The organism is Vibrio crassostreae (assembly GCF_024347415.1).
In the GTDB taxonomy this organism is placed as follows: domain Bacteria; phylum Pseudomonadota; class Gammaproteobacteria; order Enterobacterales; family Vibrionaceae; genus Vibrio; species Vibrio crassostreae.
The window spans coordinates 2,989,166-3,013,264 of record NZ_AP025476.1 but is presented as its reverse complement, the minus strand read 5'-3'; the positions used below and the strand labels follow the sequence as shown (position 1 = coordinate 3,013,264).

25 protein-coding genes and 1 other RNA gene are annotated in these 24,099 nt (G+C 44.6%); 16 read left to right on the top strand and 10 right to left on the bottom strand.

Annotation, left to right across the window (positions count from 1 at the left end; all coding sequences use genetic code 11):
• Positions 1 to 126: 126 nt before the first annotated feature.
• The 3 genes from OC193_RS13380 (at position 127) to mscS (ending at position 3,767) form a co-directional block, all read left to right on the top strand.
• Complete coding sequence (locus tag OC193_RS13380; RefSeq protein WP_048659410.1) at positions 127 to 1,290, top strand: phosphoglycerate kinase; 1,164 nt, start codon at positions 127 to 129, stop codon at positions 1,288 to 1,290.
• Positions 1,291 to 1,445: 155 nt separating this feature from the next.
• Positions 1,446 to 2,522 (top strand): class II fructose-bisphosphate aldolase, encoded by a 1,077-nt coding sequence (fbaA, locus tag OC193_RS13375; RefSeq protein ID WP_010435694.1) that lies wholly within the window; start codon positions 1,446 to 1,448, stop codon positions 2,520 to 2,522.
• Between the two features lie 378 nt (positions 2,523 to 2,900).
• The gene (gene mscS, locus OC193_RS13370; RefSeq protein WP_048664481.1) at positions 2,901 to 3,767 is read left to right on the top strand and encodes a small-conductance mechanosensitive channel MscS; all 867 of its coding nucleotides are present in this window, start codon (positions 2,901 to 2,903) and stop codon (positions 3,765 to 3,767) included.
• An 82-nt stretch (positions 3,768 to 3,849) separates the two neighbouring features.
• Here the strand turns inward: mscS and OC193_RS13365 are convergent, their stop codons facing one another.
• Positions 3,850 to 4,479, bottom strand: coding sequence for a LysE/ArgO family amino acid transporter (locus tag OC193_RS13365; protein WP_048664482.1), 630 nt, complete (start codon positions 4,477 to 4,479; stop codon positions 3,850 to 3,852).
• A 142-nt stretch (positions 4,480 to 4,621) separates the two neighbouring features.
• Here OC193_RS13365 and OC193_RS13360 point away from each other — a divergent pair, with 142 nt between their 5' ends.
• Together OC193_RS13360 and OC193_RS13355 are read left to right on the top strand one after the other, a co-directional pair.
• Complete coding sequence (locus tag OC193_RS13360) at positions 4,622 to 5,518, top strand: LysR family transcriptional regulator ArgP (RefSeq protein ID WP_017059060.1); 897 nt, start codon at positions 4,622 to 4,624, stop codon at positions 5,516 to 5,518.
• A 111-nt stretch (positions 5,519 to 5,629) separates the two neighbouring features.
• On the top strand, positions 5,630 to 6,343 hold the full coding sequence (locus tag OC193_RS13355) for an oxidative stress defense protein (RefSeq protein WP_048611414.1): 714 nt from the start codon (positions 5,630 to 5,632) through the stop codon (positions 6,341 to 6,343).
• Positions 6,344 to 6,455: 112 nt separating this feature from the next.
• Here OC193_RS13355 and serA read toward each other — a convergent pair whose 3' ends face one another.
• The 5 genes from serA to zapA all read right to left on the bottom strand — a co-directional run bounded on the left by serA (position 6,456) and on the right by zapA (position 9,814).
• On the bottom strand, positions 6,456 to 7,685 hold the full coding sequence (gene serA, locus OC193_RS13350; protein ID WP_048664483.1) for a phosphoglycerate dehydrogenase: 1,230 nt from the start codon (positions 7,683 to 7,685) through the stop codon (positions 6,456 to 6,458).
• Positions 7,686 to 7,946: 261 nt separating this feature from the next.
• Positions 7,947 to 8,603: a ribose-5-phosphate isomerase RpiA gene (rpiA, locus tag OC193_RS13345; protein WP_048605825.1), complete on the bottom strand. Its 657-nt coding sequence runs from the start codon at positions 8,601 to 8,603 to the stop codon at positions 7,947 to 7,949.
• A gap of 102 nt (positions 8,604 to 8,705) precedes the next feature.
• A complete protein-coding gene (locus OC193_RS13340) occupies positions 8,706 to 9,305 on the bottom strand; it encodes a 5-formyltetrahydrofolate cyclo-ligase (RefSeq protein WP_048664484.1) in 600 nt (199 codons plus the stop codon).
• Positions 9,306 to 9,311: 6 nt separating this feature from the next.
• Positions 9,312 to 9,494, bottom strand: a non-coding RNA gene (gene ssrS / locus OC193_RS13335) — 6S RNA.
• Between the two features lie 11 nt (positions 9,495 to 9,505).
• Positions 9,506 to 9,814, bottom strand: coding sequence for a cell division protein ZapA (gene zapA / locus OC193_RS13330; protein WP_004735366.1), 309 nt, complete (start codon positions 9,812 to 9,814; stop codon positions 9,506 to 9,508).
• A gap of 308 nt (positions 9,815 to 10,122) precedes the next feature.
• Here zapA and OC193_RS13325 point away from each other — a divergent pair, with 308 nt between their 5' ends.
• The 3 genes from OC193_RS13325 to OC193_RS13315 are packed head-to-tail and all read left to right on the top strand — an operon-like array spanning position 10,123 to position 13,135.
• Positions 10,123 to 10,698 carry a YecA/YgfB family protein gene (locus OC193_RS13325; protein WP_048664485.1) on the top strand — a complete coding sequence of 192 codons (576 nt, stop codon included), beginning with the start codon at positions 10,123 to 10,125 and terminating at the stop codon, positions 10,696 to 10,698.
• A gap of 23 nt (positions 10,699 to 10,721) precedes the next feature.
• A complete protein-coding gene (gene ubiH / locus OC193_RS13320) occupies positions 10,722 to 11,900 on the top strand; it encodes a 2-octaprenyl-6-methoxyphenyl hydroxylase (protein ID WP_048664486.1) in 1,179 nt (392 codons plus the stop codon).
• 11 nt (positions 11,901 to 11,911) lie between these two features.
• Positions 11,912 to 13,135 carry an FAD-dependent 2-octaprenylphenol hydroxylase gene (locus OC193_RS13315; RefSeq protein WP_048664487.1) on the top strand — a complete coding sequence of 408 codons (1,224 nt, stop codon included), beginning with the start codon at positions 11,912 to 11,914 and terminating at the stop codon, positions 13,133 to 13,135.
• Between the two features lie 99 nt (positions 13,136 to 13,234).
• Here OC193_RS13315 and OC193_RS13310 read toward each other — a convergent pair whose 3' ends face one another.
• The 3 genes from OC193_RS13310 to ygfZ all read right to left on the bottom strand — a co-directional run bounded on the left by OC193_RS13310 (position 13,235) and on the right by ygfZ (position 15,441).
• The gene (locus OC193_RS13310) at positions 13,235 to 13,441 is read right to left on the bottom strand and encodes a DUF1107 domain-containing protein (RefSeq protein ID WP_009847660.1); all 207 of its coding nucleotides are present in this window, start codon (positions 13,439 to 13,441) and stop codon (positions 13,235 to 13,237) included.
• Positions 13,442 to 14,003: 562 nt separating this feature from the next.
• Complete coding sequence (locus OC193_RS13305) at positions 14,004 to 14,465, bottom strand: aminoacyl-tRNA deacylase (RefSeq protein WP_048664488.1); 462 nt, start codon at positions 14,463 to 14,465, stop codon at positions 14,004 to 14,006.
• 4 nt (positions 14,466 to 14,469) lie between these two features.
• Positions 14,470 to 15,441, bottom strand: coding sequence for a tRNA-modifying protein YgfZ (gene ygfZ / locus OC193_RS13300; RefSeq protein WP_048664489.1), 972 nt, complete (start codon positions 15,439 to 15,441; stop codon positions 14,470 to 14,472).
• A gap of 167 nt (positions 15,442 to 15,608) precedes the next feature.
• Here ygfZ and OC193_RS13295 point away from each other — a divergent pair, with 167 nt between their 5' ends.
• Together OC193_RS13295 and OC193_RS26030 are read left to right on the top strand one after the other, a co-directional pair.
• On the top strand, positions 15,609 to 15,869 hold the full coding sequence (locus OC193_RS13295; RefSeq protein ID WP_004735374.1) for an FAD assembly factor SdhE: 261 nt from the start codon (positions 15,609 to 15,611) through the stop codon (positions 15,867 to 15,869).
• Complete coding sequence (locus OC193_RS26030; RefSeq protein WP_307862880.1) at positions 15,817 to 16,236, top strand: protein YgfX; 420 nt, start codon at positions 15,817 to 15,819, stop codon at positions 16,234 to 16,236. The genes OC193_RS13295 and OC193_RS26030 overlap by 53 nt, the downstream gene beginning before the upstream one ends.
• Before the next feature lie 118 nt (positions 16,237 to 16,354).
• Here OC193_RS26030 and nadB read toward each other — a convergent pair whose 3' ends face one another.
• Positions 16,355 to 17,971: an L-aspartate oxidase gene (nadB, locus tag OC193_RS13290; RefSeq protein WP_019826282.1), complete on the bottom strand. Its 1,617-nt coding sequence runs from the start codon at positions 17,969 to 17,971 to the stop codon at positions 16,355 to 16,357.
• A gap of 389 nt (positions 17,972 to 18,360) precedes the next feature.
• Here nadB and rpoE point away from each other — a divergent pair, with 389 nt between their 5' ends.
• From rpoE to lepB, 6 genes are all read left to right on the top strand, one after another.
• Positions 18,361 to 18,939 carry an RNA polymerase sigma factor RpoE gene (gene rpoE / locus OC193_RS13285; protein WP_008223963.1) on the top strand — a complete coding sequence of 193 codons (579 nt, stop codon included), beginning with the start codon at positions 18,361 to 18,363 and terminating at the stop codon, positions 18,937 to 18,939.
• A gap of 26 nt (positions 18,940 to 18,965) precedes the next feature.
• Positions 18,966 to 19,589: an RseA family anti-sigma factor gene (locus tag OC193_RS13280; RefSeq protein WP_048659401.1), complete on the top strand. Its 624-nt coding sequence runs from the start codon at positions 18,966 to 18,968 to the stop codon at positions 19,587 to 19,589.
• Complete coding sequence (gene rseB, locus OC193_RS13275) at positions 19,586 to 20,548, top strand: sigma-E factor regulatory protein RseB (protein ID WP_048659400.1); 963 nt, start codon at positions 19,586 to 19,588, stop codon at positions 20,546 to 20,548. Before OC193_RS13280 ends, rseB begins: the two co-directional genes overlap by 4 nt.
• Positions 20,545 to 21,015, top strand: a complete 471-nt coding sequence (locus OC193_RS13270) for a SoxR reducing system RseC family protein (protein ID WP_048605807.1) — start codon at positions 20,545 to 20,547, stop codon at positions 21,013 to 21,015. Before rseB ends, OC193_RS13270 begins: the two co-directional genes overlap by 4 nt.
• Before the next feature lie 137 nt (positions 21,016 to 21,152).
• Entirely contained in the window at positions 21,153 to 22,946 is a 1,794-nt protein-coding gene (gene lepA, locus OC193_RS13265) for a translation elongation factor 4 (protein WP_048615653.1), read from the top strand.
• Between the two features lie 245 nt (positions 22,947 to 23,191).
• A complete protein-coding gene (gene lepB, locus OC193_RS13260; protein ID WP_048659399.1) occupies positions 23,192 to 24,088 on the top strand; it encodes a signal peptidase I in 897 nt (298 codons plus the stop codon).
• Positions 24,089 to 24,099: the final 11 nt, after the last annotated feature.

Sequence of the window (24,099 nt, the reverse complement as noted above, 5' to 3'; positions counted from 1 at the left end):
GAAATAAATACTAAGAGTCCACATATTACTAGTAGTTAAAGAATTACCAGTTGAATAATTTATAGGCTTAGCAGGGTTGCTGAGTTTCCAAAACTTTATTTTTATTTAAATTTGAGAGGACAAATCATGTCTGTGATCAAGATGACTGACCTGGAACTTGCAGGTAAACGCGTATTTATCCGTGCTGACCTAAACGTACCAGTAAAAGACGGTAAAGTAACTTCAGATGCACGTATCCTAGCATCTCTACCAACTATCAAACTTTGCCTAGAAGCTGGCGCAAAAGTTATGGTTACTTCTCACCTTGGTCGTCCTACTGAAGGCGAATACAACGAAGAGTTCTCTCTAGCTCCTGTGGTTAACTACCTAAACGACGCACTAGACTGCGACGTTAAGCTAGCGAAAGATTACGTAAATGGCCTAGAGCTAAACGCTGGTGAACTAGTTGTTCTTGAAAACGTTCGCTTTAACAAAGGCGAGAAGAAGAACGAAGAAGCACTTTCTAAGCAATACGCTGCACTATGTGACATCTTCGTGATGGACGCATTCGGTACAGCTCACCGTGCTCAAGCTTCTACACACGGTGTTGGTACTTACGCTCCTGTAGCATGTGCTGGCCCTCTTCTAGCTGCTGAGCTTGAAGCTCTTGGTAAAGCAATGGACAACCCAGCTCGCCCACTAGTGGCAATCGTTGGTGGTTCTAAGGTTTCTACTAAACTAACAGTTCTAGAATCTCTTTCTAAAATTGCTGACCAGCTTGTTGTTGGTGGTGGTATCGCGAACACATTCATCGCTGCTGAAGGCCACAACGTAGGTAAGTCTCTGTACGAAGCTGACCTAGTTGAAACGGCTCAAAAGCTAATGAAAGAGTGTGCTATCCCAGTAGCGACTGACGTTGCATGTGCTAAAGCATTTGACGAAAACGCAGAAGCTGAAATCAAGCACGTTTCTGAAGTTCAAGACGACGACATGATCTTCGACCTTGGCCCAGATTCAACTGCAGCACTAGCTGAAATCATCGGCAATGCAAAAACTATCCTTTGGAACGGCCCTGTAGGCGTATTCGAATTCAAAAACTTCGAAGCGGGTACAGCGGGTATCTCTAAAGCAATCGCTGAGTCTGCAGGTTTCTCTGTAGCAGGTGGTGGTGACACGCTAGCAGCTATCGACAAGTTCGGTATCAAAGCTGACGTTTCTTACATCTCTACTGGCGGCGGCGCTTTCCTTGAGTTCGTTGAAGGTAAAGTACTTCCTGCAGTAGCAATGCTTGAAGAGCGTGCTAAAGCATAATTGATTTAGAAAGGCGAGATGCGAATCTCGCCTTTTAACGTTTGCTGAATATCACACTTTTTTGCTAGAATGGCATAAGTTGTGAGCAAACGATTGCAAGTTTTTGAACTTAAGTTTTTTAATCTTAAAACGATAGAATAAATAGGACTATTTCCATGTCTAAGATCTTCGATTTTGTAAAACCTGGTGTGATTTCTGGCGATGACGTACAGAAAGTATTTGAAGTAGCAAAAGAAAACAAATTTGCTCTTCCTGCTGTAAACGTTGTTGGTACTGACTCTGTAAACGCAGTACTAGAAGCTGCTGCTAAAGTTAAAGCTCCAGTAGTTGTTCAGTTCTCTAACGGTGGCGCTGCATTCTTCGCAGGTAAAGGCGTTAAACTTGAAGGTCAAGGCGCACAAGTTCTTGGCGCTGTAGCTGGTGCAAAATACGTACACGCTGTAGCTGAAGCTTACGGTGTTCCAGTTATTCTACACACTGACCACGCTGCTAAGAAACTTCTTCCATGGATCGACGGTCTACTAGACGCTGGTGAAGAGTTCTTCGCACAAACTGGTAAGCCTCTATTCTCTTCTCACATGCTAGACCTTTCTGAAGAGTCTCTAGAAGAGAACATCGAAACATGTGCTAAGTACCTAGAGCGCATGGCTAAAATGAACATGACAATCGAGATCGAACTTGGTTGTACTGGTGGTGAAGAAGACGGCGTAGATAACTCTGATATGGACGCATCTGAGCTTTACACTTCTCCAGAAGACGTAGCATACGCATACGAGAAACTAATGGCTGTTAGCCCACGTTTCACTATCGCTGCTTCTTTCGGTAACGTACACGGTGTTTACCAAGCTGGTAACGTTGTACTTACTCCAACTATCCTACGTGATTCTCAAGCATACTGTGCAGAGAAGTTCGGTATCGCACCTAACGCTCTAAACTTCGTATTCCACGGTGGTTCTGGTTCTTCTGAAGCAGAAATCCAAGAGTCTATCGGCTACGGTGTTATCAAAATGAACATCGATACTGATACACAGTGGGCAACTTGGGATGGTATCCGTCAGTACTCTGCTGACAACTTCGATTTCCTACAAGGTCAAATCGGCAACCCAACTGGCGAAGCTGCTCCAAACAAGAAGTACTACGATCCACGCGTATGGCTACGTGCTGGTCAAGCTTCAATGGTTGCTCGTCTAGAGAAAGCATTTGCTGACCTTAACGCTGTAGACGTACTATAATTCTTTGAATTAAGTACTCTTTAAGTTTTAAAAACCCGCTCATTGAGCGGGTTTTTTTATGTCTGATAAAAACTTGTATTAATTATGTGAAAAACCTAGCGTGCGGTGAATAAATTTCGTAGTCTTTTAGTTATCGGTATTTGTGTTTATCAGTAAGTTTTATTATTTCAAAAGCTTACATAAATATGACTTTGCAATCTGTCAAAGATAGGATATCGTGCCGAAAAACTGGACTTGGTTCAGTTTATAAAAAAGGACTTGGCTTGAATTTACTTTTAACACAATGACTTAACAGAAATTATACTGTTTGCTTTGTGGTTTGGTAGTTTTGGCTTAAGGCAGTTTAGCTCATAGCATATTACATAGAGGATGCACATTATGGCTGAGAGTTCTACAACGATTGAGACCCCGCTTGTGGATGGTCTTTCAAATGCAGAACAATGGTTAACGGATAACTCAGATTTGTTTATTCAATACGGTGTAAACATTATTTCTGCGCTCGTTATTCTATTTATTGGTAACTTAATCGTTAAAGCAGTAGCGAATAGCGTGTCTAAGGTTCTTCAGAAGAAGAAAATGGACCGAGCGGTTATCGAGTTTATCCATGGCTTAGTTCGTTACTTGTTATTTGTTATTGTTCTAATTGCAGCTCTTGGTCGCTTAGGTGTTCAAACCGCATCTGTCGTTGCTGTAATTGGTGCAGCTGGTTTAGCTATCGGTCTGGCTCTACAAGGCTCACTATCTAACTTTGCTGCTGGTGTACTTATCGTTGCGTTCCGTCCATTTAAGTCTGGTGACTACGTGGAAATCGGTGGTGTAGCGGGGTCAGTTGATTCAATTCAAATCTTCCAAACTGTTCTAACAACACCTGACAACAAAATGGTTGTGGTACCAAACGGCAGCGTTATCGGTAGCCCAATCACGAACTACTCACGTCATGATACACGTCGTATCGACCTAATGATCGGTGTTTCTTACGGTGCTGATCTACAAAAGACCAAAGAACTTCTGACTAAGATCTGTGAATCTGATGAGCGCGTGTTGAAAGAACCTGGCGTTCAAGTGGGTGTTCACACACTTGCTGACTCTTCAGTTAACTTCGTGGTTCGTCCATGGGTTAGCACTGCAGAGTACTGGAATGTTTACTTCGACCTGATGCAAGCAATCAAAGAAGGCTTGGATAAAGAAGGTATCGAAATTCCATTCCCACAAATGGATGTTCACATGAACAAAGTTGAGGGCTAATAAAGCTTCGACAAGTTGAATAAAAAGGCGGATAACTTAGGTTATCCGCCTTTTTTCTTGGAGCTATATTTTCAGATTATTTCTACCAATACTGCTCAATAAGCCCATTGGTAAGTACAGTAGCAATGGCGAACATCATGGTTGCTACTGCGATATCGATGCCTTTCTTAACCTTAGGTTTAGATAGTGTTGGGCCTAGCTTTGCTGCGCCCAATGACAAAGAATAAAACCAGACGAACGAAGCCAGTATAGTCCCCATAGCAAACGCAATTCTGTCGTTGCCTTCAAATTGCCCGCCAATTGATCCAAGAATTACCACGGTATCCAAGTAGAGGTGTGGGTTTAATACTGTGACTGCCAATGCCCCCAAAATAACGGTGCGTTTTCCACGCGCCAATATCTCACCTTTCGATTCATCACTGGTGCGCATTTTGAATGCACTGCGTAGTGATAGCAAACCATACACAGTAAGAAAAGCGATGCCACCTAATGTTACGGAGGTAAGTAGTAATTCATTTTGCGACAAGATCGCTCCGCCGCCAAAAATACCCAATGAGATAAACAGAGTATCGAGCAGGCTACAAATCGTTGCTGTCGTTAAATGATGATTGCGTTTTATCCCTTGATTTAGGACGTACGCATTCTGTGCGCCAATAGGGATAATCATACTTGCCCCTAGGCCAAAACCTTGTAATAAAACCCAAAAACTCATTTTAACCTCCACTTATTTAACGATATTTACGTGCTATATGGCGAAGATACTCCGCCCCTTTAAATAAGTATAATTAATGATTTTAATCTATTATTAGAGTTGCTAATGTAACGGTGAGGTAGCTTAAAAAGGAAGCAAATTGATGCGCGGATTGGATTATAAATGGATAGAAGCACTGGATGCCGTAGTAAAACAACGTAGCTTCGAAAGGGCTGCTGAGCAGTTATATATCTCCCAGTCGGCGGTATCTCAGCGCATCAAACAGCTGGAAAAGTGGTTGGCTCAGCCTGCCTTAGTGAGAGAAAGCCCGCCTAGGCCAACGCCTGCGGGTAAAAAATTACTGGGCTTATATCGTCGTGTTCGTTTGTTAGAGCACGAACTTGTGCCTGAGTTGATGAATGAAGAGGGAACTCAGCCACTATCGATATCCATAGCCACCAACGCTGATAGTTTGGCGACATGGCTGCTACCGGCTTTGTCGGATGTGATGAAATCTCGCCAAGTCGAGTTGAACCTCGCGATTCATGGTGAGTCGAGAACCATTGAAAAGATAAAAAGTGGCGAGGTGGCAGGTGCAATCAGTTTGGAGTCTCAAGCGATTCCAGGCTGCAGTGCCGATTATCTCGGTAGGATGGATTATGTGTGTGTGGCTAGCCCTGATTTTCATCAGCGTTACTTTGCAGAGGGCGTAAACTACGCCACTTTAAGCAAAGCGCCTGCGGTTTCCTATGATCAATACGATGATCTGCATAAGAAGTTTCTGCATGATCATTTTAACGTACCGAGAGACAGTGTGATCAATCATACAGTCGGCAGTTCAGAAGCATTCGTGCGCTTAGCATTATCGGGGGTTGCCTACTGTCTGATTCCTCGATTACAGATCATCGACGAGCTAGAGTCTGGTGCTCTGATTGATATTACCCCTGGCTTTCTGCTGTCTTATCGCATTTATTGGCACCATTGGCAGCTCGAGAGTGGGGTATTAAAAGAGGTATCCCAAGCGATATTAAGTTTTGCTCACAATCACTTACCTCAGTAAGCTGTTGGTTTTTTCAGCGTCAAAGTTCTGTTAGAAGTGCGTGCTCTGGATTGGCTAAACGATAAATTGCTCTATGATGAAAGTACATTTGTTTAGCATAGGTCATACCTAATGAAGCTTGTACCAAAGATGTTAGCAACGTCTCTTACTCTTACTGCGGCGTTGAGTGCTGTGAGTTTTCCATCATTGGCAGACTCTCCATCCTTTCCTCATATTTCAACGACAGGCTATGGTGAAGTGATCGCGACACCTGATATGGCGACATTCTCTGTGAGAGTCGTGGAATCTACGATGACTGCTGAACAGGCTAAAAATACCGTTGATAAAGTCGTGACAGGCTTTCTAAATAAGTTGCATCAAGCAGGTGTTGATGAGGCGAGTGTTCATAGCTCCAACCTGTATCTATCTCCTCAATATCACTACCCGAAAGATGGCAAGCCGGAACTGGTTGGCTACCGCGCCTCGCGTAATGTGACCGTTCAAGTGAATGAACTCGCCAACCTAAACGAGTATATGGATATTGCTATCGGCCAGGGCATTAATCAGATCGATAACATCCAGCTTCAAGTTCGCGACCAAGCCAAGTATCAAGAGCAGGCGCGCTTAGAAGCCATTAAAGATGCGACATCAAAAGCTAAATCATTAGCGAGTGGTTTTGAGCGTGAACTAGGTGATGTATGGCGCGTGGACTATAACGCACAATCTTCTCAGCCAGTGCTCATGCGTTCAATGGCGATGGATGCAAGAACAGAATCGAACTCTTATGAAGACTCAACGATCACCATTCGTGATCGCGTAAATGTGATCTATCAGATCGAAGAGTAATAACAAGGCTACAGTAGGTTTTGGATCATGATGATCTAATTACCTACGATAGACCAAATGCTAAAAAGGCTCTCATCATGAGAGCCTTTTTTATGCATTTTGAGTGCGATGGTTAGTGAAGAAGACGAGCACGGATTGTGCCTTCGATCTCTTTCAGTTTAAGCAGTGCTTCTTCTGAACGATCCGCTTCTACATCGATAACTACATAACCCATATCAGCCGCAGTCTGTAGGTACTGACCCGCGATGTTAATGCCTTCTTCAGCGAAGATGGTGTTGATCTGAGTTAGGATACCTGGGCGGTTTTCGTGAATGTGCAGCAAACGAGACGTGCCCGTGTGTAGCGGTAGAGATACCTCTGGGAAGTTAACACTTGATAGCGTAGAACCGTTATCAGAGTATTTCGCTAGCTTGCCAGCCACTTCAACACCGATATTCTCTTGTGCTTCCTGAGTTGAACCACCTACGTGAGGTGTAAGAATCACGTTGTCGAACTGCATCAATGGCGACTCAAACGGGTCTGCATTGGTTTTTGGTTCTGTTGGGAAAACGTCGATCGCTGCACCTGCAAGGTGACCAGAATCTAGAGCGCCACACAGAGCAGGAATGTCTACCACTGTGCCACGTGCTGCATTGATAAAGATAGAACCAGGCTTCATGCGCTCGAACTCTTCTTTACCCATCATGTCTTTTGTTTCGTTGGTTTCAGGGACGTGTAAAGAGATCACATCACACTTATTCAGCAGTTCGGTCATGGTATGAACTTGCGTTGCGTTACCCAAAGACAGTTTGTTTCCAATGTCGTAGAAGTAAACACGCATGCCAAGGTTTTCAGCAATAATACCCAGTTGAGTACCGATGTGACCGTAGCCAATAATACCTAAACGCTTACCACGGGCTTCGTAAGAGTTGTCTGCACTCTTTTTCCAGATGCCACGGTGAGCAAGAGCGTTCTTTTCTGGAATGCCACGTAGTAGTAGTAAAACCTGGCCAAGAACAAGTTCAGCAACGCTTCGAGTGTTTGAGAACGGTGCGTTGAACACAGGGATACCGCGTTTTGCTGCTGCTTGAAGGTTGACTTGATTAGTACCAATACAGAAACAACCAACGGCAACCAGTTTTTCAGCTGCATCAATAACTTCTTGGGAGATGTTAGTGCGAGAACGAATACCAATGAAGTGAGCATCTTTAACTGCTTCAAGAAGTTCATCTTCCGGTAGCGAGCCTTTGTGGTACTCAATGTTTGTGTAACCAGCGGCTTGCAGTACTTCTACAGAAGAAGGGTGAAGACCTTCTAGAAGTAGAATTTTTATTTTTTCTTTTTCCAGTGAAACTTTGGCCATTGTTCTCGTCCTTAAAATGGAAAGGTTGGGCAAATGCGGCGCACGTGCTACAAAATGGCTGAAAGGGGAACAAATTCACCACTTTGTTAGGAGACAAACGTTTTCCCTGTGCGTCTTCTGAACAATAAAGTAACAAAAAAAAAATGTTTTGGGTAAGAAAATTACGGAATAAGACATAATTTTACAGCAATAAAGCAAAAAAAACGGCGCCCTAGGGCACCGTATGTAATGAAGTAACAGAAAAACTCAATCTTTCATTATTTATTCTTCGATTTTTGCACCTTCAGGTGTGCCAGTGATAACCACATCAGCGCCACGGTGAGCGAACAGACCAACCGTCACCACACCAGCAATACCATTGATGATATCTTCTAGTTGTTTCGGGTTTTCGATCGCCATGCCGTACACATCTAGGATCACGTTGCCATTATCGGTTGTGCAGCCTTCGCGGTAAACTGGGTCACCACCAAGCTTAACTAACTCACGAGCAACGTACGAACGTGCCATTGGGATTACTTCAACAGGCAGTGGGAATTTGCCCAACACATCAACTGCTTTAGTACCGTCAACAATACACACAAACTTATCAGAGATAGCCGCTACGATTTTTTCACGAGTCAAAGCAGCGCCGCCGCCTTTGATCATATCGCGTGAAGCGTTAATTTCGTCTGCACCATCAACATAGATGTCTAACTTGAATACGTCGTTGCACTCAAATACTTTGATTTCTAGTGCTTCTAGTTTTTCAGTAGAGGCTACAGAGCTTGAAACCGCACCTTTGATTTTGTCTTTCATTGTGCCAAGTGCGTCGATGAAGTGATTTACTGTTGAGCCAGTACCTACACCTACAATGCTGCCTTCTTCAACATATTGAAGTGCTGCCCAGCCAGCTGCTTTTTTCATTTCATCTTGAGTCATGCCATTCTCCTGAATAAGGTCTTGCGCTTTGAATTAATCGTTCGCGTATTGAAGTTAACGTTTATATATCGAGGTTAACGTTTGCGGCGCGATTATAGCGCTTTAATGGTTGTTTTCCCATTGCCAAGTTTTACTTGGAGTCACGATTTTAGGTAACGGAATGTCCCATTCTTCAATCGGTAGGGTATCAACATGTTGGCAATCATGAGCCAAACCAATAGGAGTTGCGCCTTCGCCCGTTTCGAACCACTTCGCCAAGGTGCGATCGTAATATCCGCCGCCCATACCTAAACGATGGCCATGAGAGTCAAAGCCGACAAGGGGCGTAAGAATAAGGTCGAGCTGCTGGCAAGGTTTAACCAGCATTTGATTAAGTTGGGGTTCAACGATTCCGTACTTATTCAAAACAGTGGGTGTGGTTGGAGAATAATGTAGAAACAACAGGTGTCCGGCAGAGAAGGGGTGTAATACTGGTAAATAAGTTTGCTTACCTTGCGCCCATAACCATTCGATCAAAGGCTGGGTATCGAGTTCGCCATCGATAGAGATGTAGAGGGCAATATGTTGAGCTGACAGAATCTCATTGAGCTGAGAACACTGCTTAACTAAGTCTATACCGGATTGAGTTTGCTGGTCGCCAGATAAGGCATTGCGTTTGATACGGATCTGTTTGCGAAATTCGCTGCGTGTGAGCGTCTTCATAAGAAGGGATACCCCAAAGTGCCGTTGAGAATAGATGGCCCTTGAACCAGCGAGTTCAAGGCGGATCAGCAATGATTACCGTAGGCTTCTCGGCGGACCGAGCATGCTCAATAGCACTCAAGTACTAACCCTTAGGGATTGCTTATCGGCTCGGGGACGTGAATCCTCTGACAAACACTCCAGGGTAAATTTTGTGTACGCTATTGCTGTCCGTGCTTAACTTTACTGAGGACATCTGAAAGTGATGTCGTGAGCTGTTCCATTCGCTCGGTCAGTGCGTTTTGTTCATCATTTGCTTCAAACTTCTTGGTTTGTAATTCGTAGCAAATATTCAGAGCTGCGATAGTTAGCAGCTTCACTTCATTGGTTACCTTAGTACGTTCAGCCATCTCTTTCAATCGATTATCAAGATCGGCCGCCGCTGCAATCAATGACTCTTCTTGCCCTGGTGGACAATTCACTCGAGTCAGTTTTCCTAATATTTCAACGTCTACCGCTTGATTACTCATGATGGATGAACTCTTTAACGCGCTATTTTAAGGCTGTTGCCCTTCGCCATTTTTTGAGAAAGAAAAAGTGCAAGTACCGATGAGGAAGCAATCTCCTCTGAGGGAGAAACTATAGGTAAACCGCTATTAAGATTCAAGCTTTTCAGAGTGACTGTTTGTAAATGAGAGCTTGAGCACACAGTAATTCAGCAAATTGAACAATTGGTAGTCAGTCATCCTTCAATTGCTGGGGATCGATGCTTACCAGAATTGGGGTGAAGTGGTACGATTATACTATCGATATAAAGAATAACTGAGCGAGCTATCTGATGAGCGAAACTACTTTACCTGATTACCTAACGGTTGCGACTGAACTTCAATCGGCAAGTCTAGCCGTAACCCCTGCTGAGATGCATGGTTTATTAACGGGTATGTTAAGCGGAGGCTTAAGCCTAGCAGATAAGAGTTGGCAACCGCTGATCTTTGATTACACCAACGAAGGTATGGGCTGGCCAGATCGCGCGTTAACGCTAGCGGAAGCGACATTGAAAGTAACGACCAGTGAAATCACAGGTTCAGGCATGGAATTGTCTATGTTGCTGCCTGACGAAGACGCAAGCGCAAGCCTGTTTGACTTGGCTGACGGTGTGTCTGATTGGATTAACCATTTCATCTCTGGTTTAGGTCTTGTTGGCGCTCAATTGAACAAAGCGTCTGAAGGCACGAAAGAAGCGTTGGCGGATCTTGAAGAGATGGCAAAGCTAGGCATTGATGAAGAAGATGATCTGGAAGAACAAGCACAACTTCTAGAGCACGTTATTGAGCACGTAAAAGCGTGTGCATTAACGATTCACGCTGAATTTGGTGCACGCCCATCTGAAGATGCGGCGCCAACCATTCACTAATCGTTTGTCGGTTTGAGGTTATGATGGCTCAATATGATGTTGTAATTGCTGGTGGTGCAATGGCGGGGGCGACGTTAGCCCTTGCTCTGAACCGCCTAAGCCAAGGCTCGTTGTCGATTGCGGTGGTTGAGCCTTATCAGGTTGATCATCAAGCTCATCCTGGGTTTGATTCTCGTTCGATCGCTTTGTCTTATGGCACGGTACAGATCCTTGACTCTCTGCACTTGTGGCAATCTATCGCTCCGGTAGCGACCCCGATTAAAGATATCCATGTATCGGATCGTGGGCATGCAGGGATGACGGATATCTATAGTGAAGAACTGGCTGTAGATGCACTTGGCTATGTAGTCGAGTTAGCCGATGTTGGTCGAATTTATCAGCAGAAGCTGGAATCAGAAGCGGCAATTACGATGTTGTGTCCGGACTCGGTAGCGAAAGTTGAGCGAAGTGAGTCACTGACAACTATCGAACTCAACAGTGGGCAAACCATAACGACTAAGTTACTGGTTGCGGCTGACGGTGCAATCTCAACCTGTAGTCAGCAACTCAATATCCCACTGAATGAACATGACTTTGAACAGGTTGCTGTGATTGCCAATATCGTGGCGAGCGAACCCCATCAAGGTCGCGCATTTGAGCGTTTTACCCATCATGGGCCAGTCGCTCTATTGCCGATGAGTGATAACCGTTTGTCTCTGGTTTGGTGTTTACCGCCGGAGCAAGTCGATAAAGTTATGGCTTTTAACGACGACGAATTCCTTGAGCAGCTTCAGAGCGATTTTGGTTGGCGACTTGGCCGATTAGAGAAAGTCGGCAAGCGTGCGAGCTATCCACTGATTCTTCGTCACCGACAGCAAAATATCTCTCATCGATTTGCCATTGTTGGTAATGCTGCTCAAACGCTTCACCCCATTGCGGGGCAAGGCTTTAACCTAGGTATCCGAGACGTGGCTTCCTTGGCAGAAGAGTTGTGTACTCAGTTGGATGATGTGGGTCGTTACCGTGGTCTTGTTAACTTTAGAAAACGTAGAGAACAAGATAGAGACGCAACGATCATGTTGACTTCAAGCCTAGTTCACCTGTTCTCAAACGATTTTATGACCGCTCGCATTGGGCGTAATCTTGGGTTAGCCGTAATAGATAACCTTCCACCACTTAAAGGTCCACTTTTGCGTCATACGCTTGGCCTAGTAGAAAGATAAGGTAATAAATAATGATGCAAAGTGTTGATATCGCGATTGTTGGTGGTGGCATGGTTGGCTTAGCGCTTGCTGCTGCCCTGAAAGACAGTGACCTAAGAATTGCTGTCATTGAAGGTAGAGCTCCCAGCGAAGGGCTTAGTGAGCTGCCTGACGTACGTGTATCCGCGTTGAGTCGTTCTAGTGAAGTGATTCTTCGCAACCTAGGTGCATGGCAAGGTATCGAACAAAGACGTGCAGCACCGTATCAAGCGATGGAAGTGTGGGAGCAAGACAGCTTTGCCCGTATTGAGTTTGACTCGACACGCTTGGCTCAGCCGAACTTGGGTCATATCGTTGAAAACCGTGTGATTCAATTAGCGCTGCTTGATCAGGTTAAGAAGCAAGACAACGTCAGCCTGTATATGCCCGCAACGTGTAAAACGATGGCGATTGGTGAAAGTGAAGCTTGGTTAACATTGGACAATGGTCAAGCACTGACAGCTAAGTTAGTTGTTGGAGCAGACGGCGCAAACTCTTGGGTTCGTAAGCAGCAAGATATCCCATTAACACATTGGGATTACGGACACAGTGCGATTGTCGCGAACATCAAAACCACAGAGCCGCACCACAGCGTTGCTCGTCAAATATTCACACCTCAAGGCCCATTGGCATTCCTACCAATGCAACCAAGCCACATGAGCTCGATTGTTTGGTCTACGGAACCAAACCGTGCCGAGAAGTTGGTATCCATGTCGGATACTGATTTTAATAAGCAGCTAACGGCAGAGTTCGACTCAAAGCTTGGATTATGCGAAGTGGTTGGTGACCGTTTTGCATTCCCACTACGCATGCGTTATGCACGTGACTTTGCGGTAGAGCGTGTGGCTTTGGTTGGTGATGCTGCTCATACCATTCATCCATTAGCGGGGCAGGGCGTTAACCTTGGCCTATTAGACGCAGCAAGCTTAGCACAAGAGCTGTTAAAGCTATGGGTTGCGGGTGAGGACATTGGCACCAAGCGTAATCTTCGCGGCTACGAGCGCTGGAGAAAAGCAGAGGCGGCGAAAATGATTGCTTCAATGCAGGGCTTTAAAGACCTGTTTGAAGGCGATAACCCAGCTAAGAAGCTGATTCGTGGTATCGGTATGAAGCTAGCAGGTCAATTACCGGGTGCGAAAGATGAGATCATGAAGCGCGCACTGGGTTTATCTGGCAATCTTCCTGATTTAGCTAAGCGTCCAGTGACTCATCGATAGTGACATAGTGTTCTGGTGATTTATCGAATCATCATTGATACGAAAAAAGGGTTGGCATAATGCCAACCCTTTTTGTTTTTAATTCTGTAGATAATCAGGTCATGCGTACGCGCAGCGCAGTTTCATGATTTCACTATTTATTTCTTTCACTGTTTGAAAGTGACGCTTTTCTGCTCGGTCTGGTAGCACTAGCTTACCGTTATCAAACTCAAATTTTCCTACGCCGTAAATGTAGATTCGTCCTTTGAAAAGTCGACTTACATGTTTAGCTATCATACTCGGTGTATAGCGCTTAAACAGTCTCATTTTTTATTATCCTTATATTTACCTAGCCTGCATATTATAGAAAAACTCCGAGATAATAATTGTGATAAGCATGGAGTAATATGCAGTAGAGTTGACGTTAATTAGATATTTGTGCTGTTCTAAGCACTTTCTTCAGTAAATATCTATTTTTACGTGAGCTCCTCCCCAAAATAATACTGAGTAGTGAACTGCCGTGAACTTTCCTGTTCGGTATTAAGCAGTGATAATGTTACAAGTATAAGAATAGGCGGGATTTTTTTGTTTGTGTAATCAAATTGTAAATTTCTGACAAAAAAAAGCCCGTCTAAAACGGGCGAATAGTCACAGATGCATTACACAAAAGTGGATACTGATGTTACTCAGTGGATTCACTTGTACTGATTTGCTTAATAGCTAGTCAGTAAATTTACAATAACGCAAATTTAACTTTGTGACTACTTATGCTTTTATTTTGAGTAACTATTTACTAGTGGTGTGTTCTTCTTATGACGAAGTTCACACAAAAAATGTACTCAATGAAATATTCAAATGAAGTTTGCGAAGCATGATCTGATCGAAACGATCATCGACTGATATCTGCGACGGTCGGTGCACATAGCGCCATAAGATCATTGAGATCCAACGCAACGCCAGCCATTCGAACACCCGAGCTAATGGTTACGGTCGAGTTGTTCTGAATGGAAGGATCAAAAATGATCGGCATGTGTCTCTTGAGAGCGAGCGGACCAACGCAACCCACTTTAAAGCCAGTGATCGCTTCAACATCAGTGAGCGACACGCAAGTCATCCGACGGCAATTCAGCACCGAGCGTACTTTCTTGGGGTCGACAGAACGATCGCCAGCAGTACAGGCCAGTGCATACTGATTACCCATATCCTTGAGCAGGATGCACTTGACCATTTGAGATGGGTCGATGCCTCGCTCTTGCGCGGTTTCTTCGATGCTGGTGGTGGGTTTACTTTGCATCAGCAGGCGATACTTCACCTGCTGTTGATCCAGCCATTGTGTAATCAGTGTTTCCACGTGGTTACTCGTCTTCGAGGCTGTAAGGCAGTGGCAGGATATTCCACACTTGATCAGGCTGCGCAGTCAATCGAAGCTGAACATCGTCATCCAGGTTGTTTGGCAATACCATTAAACCAATCGCTTGGTTATCAGCAAATTGATATACGTTTAATAGTCGGCCTGCGCCACGCCAGTTTTCACCTACGCTACGCTCTAGTTCAATAGGGTTCTCTAGTGTTAGCACTTCCCCAGTTGGGCCAGAAACAATACGCATCTCACGCTTGTTCATGCCGCGGTACTTAGCACGAGCAACCGTTTCTTGACCTGTGTAACAGCCTTTTGAAAAGCTGATACCGCCAATCGCTTGCAGGTTAAGCGCTTGAGGGATGTGCTTAACCTGCTCAGTTTTCGATAGATTCGGCTGAGCATCAATAATTTCATTATATTGCCAAAGTGCTTCTGATACTTTCTCAGCAGAGCTGTTGGTGACTAAAGCTTCTGCAGCTTCTTCTGTCACAAGTAGAGCCCAGCGGTTGTCTGATACTAAAACGGCCGTACCGCCAGAAATCGCACGCACATTACCTTGGCTTTCTGAAATCGAATCAATGTATTGATTTGCAGACGCACCCATCACACCGATGACAACGTCAGACGTTTGCTCGATATCGACCTTAGAGAACACGGCGTACTTTTTGATTTCAACGAGCTCGACTTCAATCGCAGATTTAGGTTGCATGAGTGCGTAGCCACCGTTGTGGTGGAACAAACGAAAGATACTCCATACTTTTCCTTTTGCATCACAGTGCGCGCCTAATGTGGATTCATCATTAGGAAGAGTCACCACGTCGCACGTTACTTGACCTTGCAGGTACGACTTTTTGTCATCGCCTATCATGGTGATTGCACTCCAGTCTGACACGTGTGTCATCATCAGTTCTGGAAGCGATTCATTTTGTGTATGAGCGAGTGGCTGAAATGTGTTTTTCCAATCCATTTTATCTTTCCTAAGAATTTTATTTGGCTCTATGTTAATCCGGTTCTGTTTCTTTGTCAGCCTAGGTTTTTTTGTGAGCTTAGATAGGGACTGTGACTCACATAGTAGTTGCAGAGCGTATGACTTGTTACACTCCGAGAAAGAAAAATTATAGGTGAGGATAGCCAATGTACACTGCAGAGCAGAAAGCACGAATTAAATGGGGTTGCCGTCGCGGCATGTTAGAACTTGATGTAGTCATCATGCCATTTTTTGAAGAGTGTTTTGATTCATTGCAAGAGCAGGAACAGCGCGAGTTTGTTTCTCTACTAGAGTGTGATGACCCAGATTTGTTTACTTGGGTGATGGGACACGGACGCAGTGAAAACCTAGGTCATGCATCAATGGTTGATAAAATTGTCGCACACAACCTCAGCAAGGTTCGTTAAGCTCCAGCTTAACCCTTCATATTCCGCATTATTCGCAAAAGGCACTGTTTTCGGGTGCCTTTTGTTTTTCATCGTCCTATCTTCTATTCCACTTGCCGCTAGCCTTTATTGTTTAGCACTGCTGATCCATCTGTTTAAAACCAACCATCTGATTTTGAATAGTGCTCATGGTCGTTTTGATTATAAAGAAGATGGTGAGATCCGATTGAATGACCGACGTTATATTCTAAAGTCCGTGGATAAGATCTGGGCGCAGTTCTTTGTTAAATTGCAGTTTGAGTGTGGGTACTCGGTATTGCTTTGGCGCGACAGCTGTTGCGAGAATGAATATCGTCACTTTCTGGCGAACTTACAACGAGCGTGCTAGGTCAGCCAAAGTATTAGATAAAAGAAAGCATTAGACAAAAGAAAAGGGAGCACTCGGCTCCCTTTCGTTTAATCACTTTTCGCTGACGACTAATTAGCTAAGCACGCTTAACCCATAATTATGATTGGCGCTTTTCTGGCGTCAGAATCGTTGGGCCGCTGTCTTCTGCAAGTTCTGGATAGTCCAACGTGTAGTGCAGGCCGCGGCTCTCTTTACGTTGCATTGCACAGCGAACCATTAGCTCAGCCACTTGTAGCAAGTTACGCAGTTCTAATAGGTTATTCGAAACCTTGAAGTAGCTGTAGTACTCATGAGTCTCTTGCTGCAACATCTGAATACGGCGCAGTGCACGTTCAAGGCGCTTATCCGTTCGAACAATGCCCATGTAATCCCACATGAATAGACGTAGCTCGTGCCAGTTGTGCTGAATGATAACTTCTTCATCACTGTTGGTTACTTGGCTTTCATCCCATGCAGGCAGTTCAGCACACAATTGAGATTGGTCGATGTTCTCAACGATATCTTTTGCTGCTGCCCATGCGTAAACCACACACTCAAGCAGTGAGTTAGAAGCCATACGGTTTGCACCGTGTAAGCCGGTATAGCTCACTTCGCCAATCGCATACAAGTTAGTCAGGTCGGTTTGACCTTGCTTATTAACCATTACACCACCACAAGTGTAGTGAGCAGCTGGTACGATAGGGATTGGCTCTTTGGTCATATCGATGCCCAAGTCCATCAAGCGAGTATGGATCATTGGGAAGTGCGTTGTGATGAATTCTTCAGGCTTGTGGCTGATATCAACATACATGCAGTCGGCACCCAAGCGCTTCATTTCGAAGTCAATTGCCCGAGCAACCACATCACGTGGAGCCAGCTCACCGCGCTCATCGAAGTCCTTCATAAAACGAGAACCATCTGGGCGGCGCAAGTAAGCACCTTCACCACGCAGTGCTTCCGTCAGTAGGAAGTTACGCGCTTCTGGGTGGAATAAACAAGTTGGGTGGAACTGATTGAACTCAAGATTTGCCACACGACAACCTGCACGCCAAGCGATAGCAATACCATCACCTGAGGAGACATCTGGGTTAGAGGTGTATTGGTAAACCTTTGAAGCGCCGCCTGTTGCTAATACAACAAATTTAGCGCGCACGGTTTCAACGTGTTCTTGGTTACGGTTCCAAATGTAGGCACCGATCACCTTGTCTTTTGAACCACCAATCTTATCTTCAGTGATCAAATCCAGCGCATTGTGGCGCTCGAAGATCTCGATATTTGGGTGGTTGTTGACGTTATCTTGTAGTGAGGTTTGCATCGCCATGCCCGTTGCATCGGCTGCGTGCAGAATTCTGCGGTGACTGTGGCCACCTTCACGAGTGAGGTGATATTTTGGTTGGCCTTCTGTGCTGTTTTCATCTTTATCAAATGGAACACCACCATCAATCAGCCATTGCACACACTCTTTCGCATTTTCAGCAATGAATTGAACTGTATCTTCTTCGCATAACCCAGCCCCAGCAATTTGAGTATCCTCTACATGAGACTCAATACTGTCCGACTCATCGAACACCGCGGCGATACCACCTTGTGCGTAATACGTCGATCCTTCGCTGCGTGGTCCTTTGCTTAATACAATTACTTTTGCATGTTCTGCTACGCGTAAGGCTAATGACAAGCCTGCCGCACCACTTCCTACCACTAATACATCACACTGATGTTCACGGTTTGCGTTCATAAAACTTATTAAATCCCGGGCTATAGTCGAGTTGTCCACTCTCAATTGACTTTGTCTTGTTTTAGGAGTTTGGGTAAGACTGTTATAATCTCTCCAGAGTCATCCTTAAACGCTATGCAAAATCAATATATAGACAGCTATCTAGAAATATTTAATTGCTCAATACCATTGCTTTTGCTCAAGTTTCCCCAAATTGATAGGGATAGCTATTTTTATTACATCACATTGTGAAACAATAATGGCAAATAATTTTAAGAAAGTTGGAACTTTCGGTATTTGGCTTAGTCACAATAGTGCTCTTGTAGACGGTGGTGTCAATACTACATTTCGCATAATTAGTACCCATATCTGCGAAGGTAAGGGTTATAACAATAGGAGTACCCGCTCGAATGAACGAGCAGCTAACCGATCAAGTGTTGATTGAGCGAGTTCAGAGTGGAGATAAGCAGGCATTTAACTTACTAGTGGTTAAGTATCAAAACAAAGTTTGTAATCTTATCTCTCGATACGTGAATAATTCCGGTGATGTACCTGATGTAGCACAAGAAGCTTTTATTAAAGCTTACCGCGCGATACCTAACTTTCGTGGCGAGAGTGCCTTCTATACATGGTTGTACCGAATTGCCGTGAACACCGCTAAAAATCATATCGTTGCCCAAAGCCGTAGGCCGCCAGCAACCGATGTAGATGCAGAAGATGCAGAATATTACGAAACAGGCAGCGCGTTAAAAGAAATATCGAACCCTGAGAACTTAACGCTGTCAAAAGAATTGAAACAAGTCGTTTTTGGAGCGATTGAAGCGTTACCAGAAGACTTAAAAACTGCAATGACGTTGCGTGAGCTCGAAGGTTTGAGCTACGAAGAGATTGCAGAAGTAATGGATTGCCCTGTAGGAACCGTACGTTCGCGTATTTTCCGAGCTCGTGAAGCAGTGGAAAAGAAAATCAAACCTCTTTTGCAACGCTAGAACTTGTAATAATTATGGTGAAAATAATGGCTGATAAAGAAAAGCTTTCGGCACTCATGGATGGTGAAACGATCGATAAAGCTCTCATTGTAGATCTTGAATCTGATCAAGAAAGCATGGATACCTGGCAGAGTTACCATTTAATTGGTGATGTTATGCGTGGGGATGCGCCAGAAACTCAAGATTGGAACATTGCTAACAATGTGGCAGCAGCGCTTGAAGCTGAGCCTGCACATAGTGCAATGCCGAACCTGCACCAAGTGAATGTTGAACCTACTGTTGCTCCAATTGAAGAGCAGCCTAAACCTCAGCAAGCGAAGCGTCAGCTTCCGGCTTGGTTACAACAGTTTGGACAAGTTGCCGTAGCAGCGTGTGTTTCATTGGCGGTTGTATTAGGTGTTCAACAATATGGTGGCAGCGACCCTGCAGCTCCAGAGCAGTTGCCTGTACTCCAGACGATTCCATTTGCGGGTTCTGCGGAACCAGTAAGTTTAACGCGTGACTCTGTTGAGAAGCCGGCATCGGAAGCTAACTTGCAAGAGCAGCGTAAACGCGTTCATGCAATGCTAGAAGATTATGAGCTTCAGCTAAGACTAAACAGTGATGCATCGCCAATGCAAGATGCACATCTAGAATCGGACATTGAATGAAGAAAATCCTGGTCAGTGCACTGACACTGTTCAGCTTGATGTCTCCAACAGCCTTTGCAGAGGAAACCACTGCAAAGGCCTTGTTGCATCAAATGAACGAGGCCAGTCAGCATCTAAATTACGAACTCTCCTACATATTGATAAAGAAGAGCAGTATTGAACCTCTTGTTTATCGCCATGCAGTTAACGACGACCAACAACTTGCACACCTTGTTTACCTAAGCGGCCCTGTTCGTGAAGTCATTCGACGTGGCAATGAAGTTAGCTACATCGAACCGGGTACAGAGCCATTTACGATTCAGTCTGGCAGTATGGTTGCACCTGTTATTCCGATGATTAATAGAGATATCGAATCACTGAATCAGTACTACGACTTCGTAAAAGTTGGGCGCTCTCGTGAAGCGGGCAGCACTACTCAAGTACTGCGGGTCGTGCCGAAAGATGGCCTTCGCTATTCTTACGTGGTTTGGGTAGACGAGAAAACAAGCCTTCCTTTGCGTGCCGACCTTTTGGACCGTGATGGCGAAGTGCTTGAACAGTACCGCACGATCTCTTACGTGGTGAACGACAAGATTGCTGAGGCGATGGGTGGCTTGAACCAAGCTCAATTACCAAAAGTCTTATCACTGCCGGAAGGCTTAGTGAGTGAAACTAACTGGCAAGCGTCTTGGATTCCTGAAGGGTTTAAGTCAAAAGAGCTTAGCCGCTATCAAATGGCTGCGACCGATAAAATGGTTGAAAGTCAGCTTTTCAGTGATGGATTGTTTAGCTTTTCGGTTTATATCGCCGATAAAGACGAACATTCATTGAAAGGGCAATTGGTACGTCAAGGACGCAGAACCTTACACAGCTTAGTGATTGGCGATAAAGAAATTTCTGTGGTTGGTGATATTCCGCCAGCAACCGCCAAACGTATTGCTCAATCAGTTACGTTTAATAAATTGGAACCAGCGCAATGATGACCGCGCTGGCGACCGTTAGCTCGGTTGAACAAAAAGGTAAGCAATATTTTGTTCAACTGAGCTGCGAGCAACAAACCAGTTGCAGCAGTTGTTCTTCTCAAAAAAGCTGCGGAACAGGTATTGTGACTAAGGCTGTTGGCAATAAATCTTTGTTTTGGCAGCTTAAAACCAAAAGCTTAGTCAAAGCAGGACAAATCGTAGAAATTGGCTTTCCAGAAAAAAGCCTACTTCAGTCGGCGGCGATCGTTTATCTGATCCCACTTTTCATGTTGATGATTGGTGCTGGTTTTGGACAACTCTTGTTGCAACCCTTACTTCAAGGGGGCGAGGGTATTGTTATCTTAAGTGCAGCACTGTTTACTGCTGGTGGGATTGCCTTAGCGAAGCGGCTAGCCAAACCCATGGAAGACAAATCCAAGCAAGAAGTCGTCTTGATTCGAATCCTTGGTGAGTCTCTCGTCTAATTTATGATGCTTCTTGCCCTTAAATTGGGTAGAATCTGCCAACTTGATTGAAATGCCGCCACCAATGCTGACTGTAGATTGGACGTGTCGCGGCTTTCTTATTATCCCTATTCAAAGAGTTTAGTCACACCAAGCCTATGAAGCACATTCGTAATTTTTCGATTATCGCCCACATCGACCACGGTAAGTCGACCCTTTCTGACCGCTTAATCCAAGTTTGTGGAGGATTAAGTGAACGTGAGATGGCAGCTCAAGTCCTCGATTCTATGGATATAGAACGCGAGCGTGGTATTACAATTAAAGCGCAGAGTGTGACTTTAGATTACAAAGCTAAAGATGGTGAAACTTACCAGCTTAACTTTATCGACACTCCTGGACACGTAGACTTCTCTTACGAAGTATCTCGTTCTCTAGCGGCTTGTGAAGGCGCACTACTTGTAGTGGATGCAGGCCAAGGTGTTGAAGCACAAACTCTAGCAAACTGTTACACAGCAATCGAAATGGAGCTGGAAGTAGTGCCAATCTTGAACAAGATTGACCTACCAGCTGCTGAACCAGAGCGTGTTGCTGAAGAGATCGAAGAGATCGTTGGCATCGATGCGATGGAAGCGACTCGCTGTTCTGCTAAAACAGGTTTAGGCGTAGATGATGTTCTAGAAAACATCGTAACGGCTATCCCACCACCGGAAGGTGATCCTGAAGCGCCTCTACAAGCGTTGATCATTGACTCTTGGTTCGATAACTACCTTGGCGTAGTTTCTTTGGTTCGTATTAAAAACGGTAAGCTGAAGAAGAACGACAAGATTCGAGTAATGTCGACAGACCAAGTTTGGGGTGTTGACCGTCTAGGTATCTTCACGCCTAAGCAAATCGACACCACTGAGCTAAATACTGGCGAAGTAGGTTGGGTTGTTTGTGGTATTAAAGACATCCTAGGTGCACCAGTTGGTGATACGTTGACGCTTGCAAAAGGCGGCAGCACTGAACGTCTGCCTGGTTTCCAAAAAGTTAAGCCTCAGGTATACGCAGGTCTATTCCCTGTATCATCTGATGACTACGAAAACTTCCGTGACGCGTTAGGCAAGCTAAGCCTGAACGATGCGTCATTGTTCTTTGAACCAGAAAGTTCAGCAGCACTTGGTTTTGGTTTCCGTTGTGGCTTCTTAGGCATGCTTCACATGGAGATCATCCAAGAGCGTCTAGAGCGTGAATACGACCTAGACCTAATCACGACTGCACCAACAGTAGTGTATGAAGTTGTAAAAACAGATAAAACGGTTCTTTACGTTGATAGCCCGGCTAAACTGCCAGCGGTTAATGACCTAGAAGAAATTCGTGAACCAATTGCACGCTGTAATATCCTGGTACCTTCGGATTACCTAGGTAACGTAATCACACTGTGTGTAGAGAAGCGTGGCGTACAAGTAGACATGGTTTACCACGGTAATCAAGTTGCTGTGACGTACGATCTTCCTATGGCTGAAGTAGTTCTCGACTTCTTCGACCGTCTGAAGTCAACGTCTCGCGGTTACGCATCATTGGATTACAACTTCCAACGTTACGAGCCATCAAACATGGTACGTGTAGACGTATTACTGAATGGCGAAACGGTTGATGCTCTAGCGATCATTACGCACAAAGATATTGCTCAGTCTCGTGGTCGTCTACTGGTAGAGAAGATGAAAGAATTCATCCCTCGTCAGATGTTCGATATCGCGATTCAAGCAGCGATTGGTAACCACATCATTGCTCGCTCTACAGTAAAACAACTGCGTAAGAACGTAATCGCAAAATGTTACGGTGGTGATATCAGTCGTAAGAAGAAACTTCTTAAGAAACAAAAAGAAGGTAAGAAGCGTATGAAGCAGATCGGTAACGTTGAACTGCCTCAAGAAGCTTTCCTTGCAATCCTTCACGTTGGAAAAGACTAGGTATCAATCGCACTAACTATCTGCTGAATATTAGTGGTTAAAATCGTTTATTTCTTTGTTGCAAAGATTGCAATTAGGCCCACTAGTCACTGCACTTTGCGCCTCGAACTAAACGATTTTTCCTGCGTAATCTTCCCAGCATTTAGTCAGCATGATTGATACAAATTAGAAATATTAAGCAGAGTGAAAGAGTTATGCTCTTTCACTTTCGTTATTTTTAAAGAAATGAAATTTAAGGGATATCAATGGCTAATACATTTTCGCTTATCTTAGTGATCGTAACTCTAGTGACCGGCATTGTATGGGCGTTGGAAAAGTTTGTGTGGGCGAAGAAGCGCCAGCAAAAGCTTGCTGACGTTGAAGCACAATCGAATGGCCTAGACGCTGAAACCAGCGCAAAAGTTACGGCTCAGCCTTGGTGGGTTGAGAACAGTGTGTCCATTTTCCCGGTAATTGCATTTGTTTTGATCTTGCGTTCATTCATCTATGAACCGTTTCAAATCCCATCAGGCTCGATGATGCCAACCCTTTTGGTTGGTGATTTTATCTTGGTAGAGAAGTACGCGTACGGTCTAAAAGACCCAGTATGGCGCACTCAATTGGTAGAAACAGGCAAGCCAGAACGCGGTGATTCAATCGTATTTAAGTACCCACCTCAGCCAAACATCGACTACATTAAGCGTGTTGTTGGTATGCCAGGTGACACTATTCGCTACAGCAGTCGTAAAGAGATCTGTATTCAGGCGAAGGGTACAAGTAGCTGTGAACCAGTGAAACTAAGTCACGTTGAAGAGAGCCAATTTATTCAAGATGGTGTGCCTCTGATTCAGCTGAATGAACAGCTTGGAGATGTTGAGCACCAAATTTTAGTTAACCCATTACGCCGTGATCGTGTGCAAGCATATCAGCCTCGCAATGGTGTTAACGAGTGGGTCGTTCCAGAAGGCCAGTACTTTGTGATGGGTGATAACCGTGATAACAGTGCTGATAGCCGTTACTGGGGCTTTGTCCCTGAAGCAAACCTTGTTGGTAAGGCCGTTGCTATTTGGATAAGCTTCGAATTCGAACGCGGTTCAGACAGTGTACTTCCAACATGGATTCCTACTGGTGTGCGTTTTAATCGCATCGGTGGGATTCATTAATCGATCAATTA

Bases quoted from the DNA above. Each gene is read 5' to 3' on its own strand.
- OC193_RS13365 (WP_048664482.1), bottom strand. From the start codon at position 4,479: ATGAGTTTTTGGGTTTTATTACAAGGTTTTGGCCTAGGGGCAAGTATG.
- fbaA (WP_010435694.1), top strand. From the start codon at position 1,446: ATGTCTAAGATCTTCGATTTTGTAAAACCTGGTGTGATTTCTGGCGAT.
- nadB (WP_019826282.1), bottom strand. From the start codon at position 17,971: ATGAACGCAAACCGTGAACATCAGTGTGATGTATTAGTGGTAGGAAGT.
- OC193_RS13380 (WP_048659410.1), top strand. From the start codon at position 127: ATGTCTGTGATCAAGATGACTGACCTGGAACTTGCAGGTAAACGCGTA.
- rseB (WP_048659400.1), top strand. From the start codon at position 19,586: ATGAAGAAAATCCTGGTCAGTGCACTGACACTGTTCAGCTTGATGTCT.
- OC193_RS13315 (WP_048664487.1), top strand. From the start codon at position 11,912: ATGATGCAAAGTGTTGATATCGCGATTGTTGGTGGTGGCATGGTTGGC.
- OC193_RS13355 (WP_048611414.1), top strand. From the start codon at position 5,630: ATGAAGCTTGTACCAAAGATGTTAGCAACGTCTCTTACTCTTACTGCG.
- mscS (WP_048664481.1), top strand. From the start codon at position 2,901: ATGGCTGAGAGTTCTACAACGATTGAGACCCCGCTTGTGGATGGTCTT.
- OC193_RS13340 (WP_048664484.1), bottom strand. From the start codon at position 9,305: ATGAAGACGCTCACACGCAGCGAATTTCGCAAACAGATCCGTATCAAA.
- ygfZ (WP_048664489.1), bottom strand. From the start codon at position 15,441: ATGGATTGGAAAAACACATTTCAGCCACTCGCTCATACACAAAATGAA.
- OC193_RS13360 (WP_017059060.1), top strand. From the start codon at position 4,622: ATGCGCGGATTGGATTATAAATGGATAGAAGCACTGGATGCCGTAGTA.
- OC193_RS13310 (WP_009847660.1), bottom strand. From the start codon at position 13,441: ATGAGACTGTTTAAGCGCTATACACCGAGTATGATAGCTAAACATGTA.
- rpoE (WP_008223963.1), top strand. From the start codon at position 18,361: ATGAACGAGCAGCTAACCGATCAAGTGTTGATTGAGCGAGTTCAGAGT.
- OC193_RS13325 (WP_048664485.1), top strand. From the start codon at position 10,123: ATGAGCGAAACTACTTTACCTGATTACCTAACGGTTGCGACTGAACTT.
- OC193_RS13295 (WP_004735374.1), top strand. From the start codon at position 15,609: ATGTACACTGCAGAGCAGAAAGCACGAATTAAATGGGGTTGCCGTCGC.
- OC193_RS26030 (WP_307862880.1), top strand. From the start codon at position 15,817: ATGCATCAATGGTTGATAAAATTGTCGCACACAACCTCAGCAAGGTTC.
- ubiH (WP_048664486.1), top strand. From the start codon at position 10,722: ATGGCTCAATATGATGTTGTAATTGCTGGTGGTGCAATGGCGGGGGCG.
- OC193_RS13280 (WP_048659401.1), top strand. From the start codon at position 18,966: ATGGCTGATAAAGAAAAGCTTTCGGCACTCATGGATGGTGAAACGATC.
- zapA (WP_004735366.1), bottom strand. From the start codon at position 9,814: ATGAGTAATCAAGCGGTAGACGTTGAAATATTAGGAAAACTGACTCGA.
- OC193_RS13270 (WP_048605807.1), top strand. From the start codon at position 20,545: ATGATGACCGCGCTGGCGACCGTTAGCTCGGTTGAACAAAAAGGTAAG.
- serA (WP_048664483.1), bottom strand. From the start codon at position 7,685: ATGGCCAAAGTTTCACTGGAAAAAGAAAAAATAAAAATTCTACTTCTA.
- lepA (WP_048615653.1), top strand. From the start codon at position 21,153: ATGAAGCACATTCGTAATTTTTCGATTATCGCCCACATCGACCACGGT.
- lepB (WP_048659399.1), top strand. From the start codon at position 23,192: ATGGCTAATACATTTTCGCTTATCTTAGTGATCGTAACTCTAGTGACC.
- rpiA (WP_048605825.1), bottom strand. From the start codon at position 8,603: ATGACTCAAGATGAAATGAAAAAAGCAGCTGGCTGGGCAGCACTTCAA.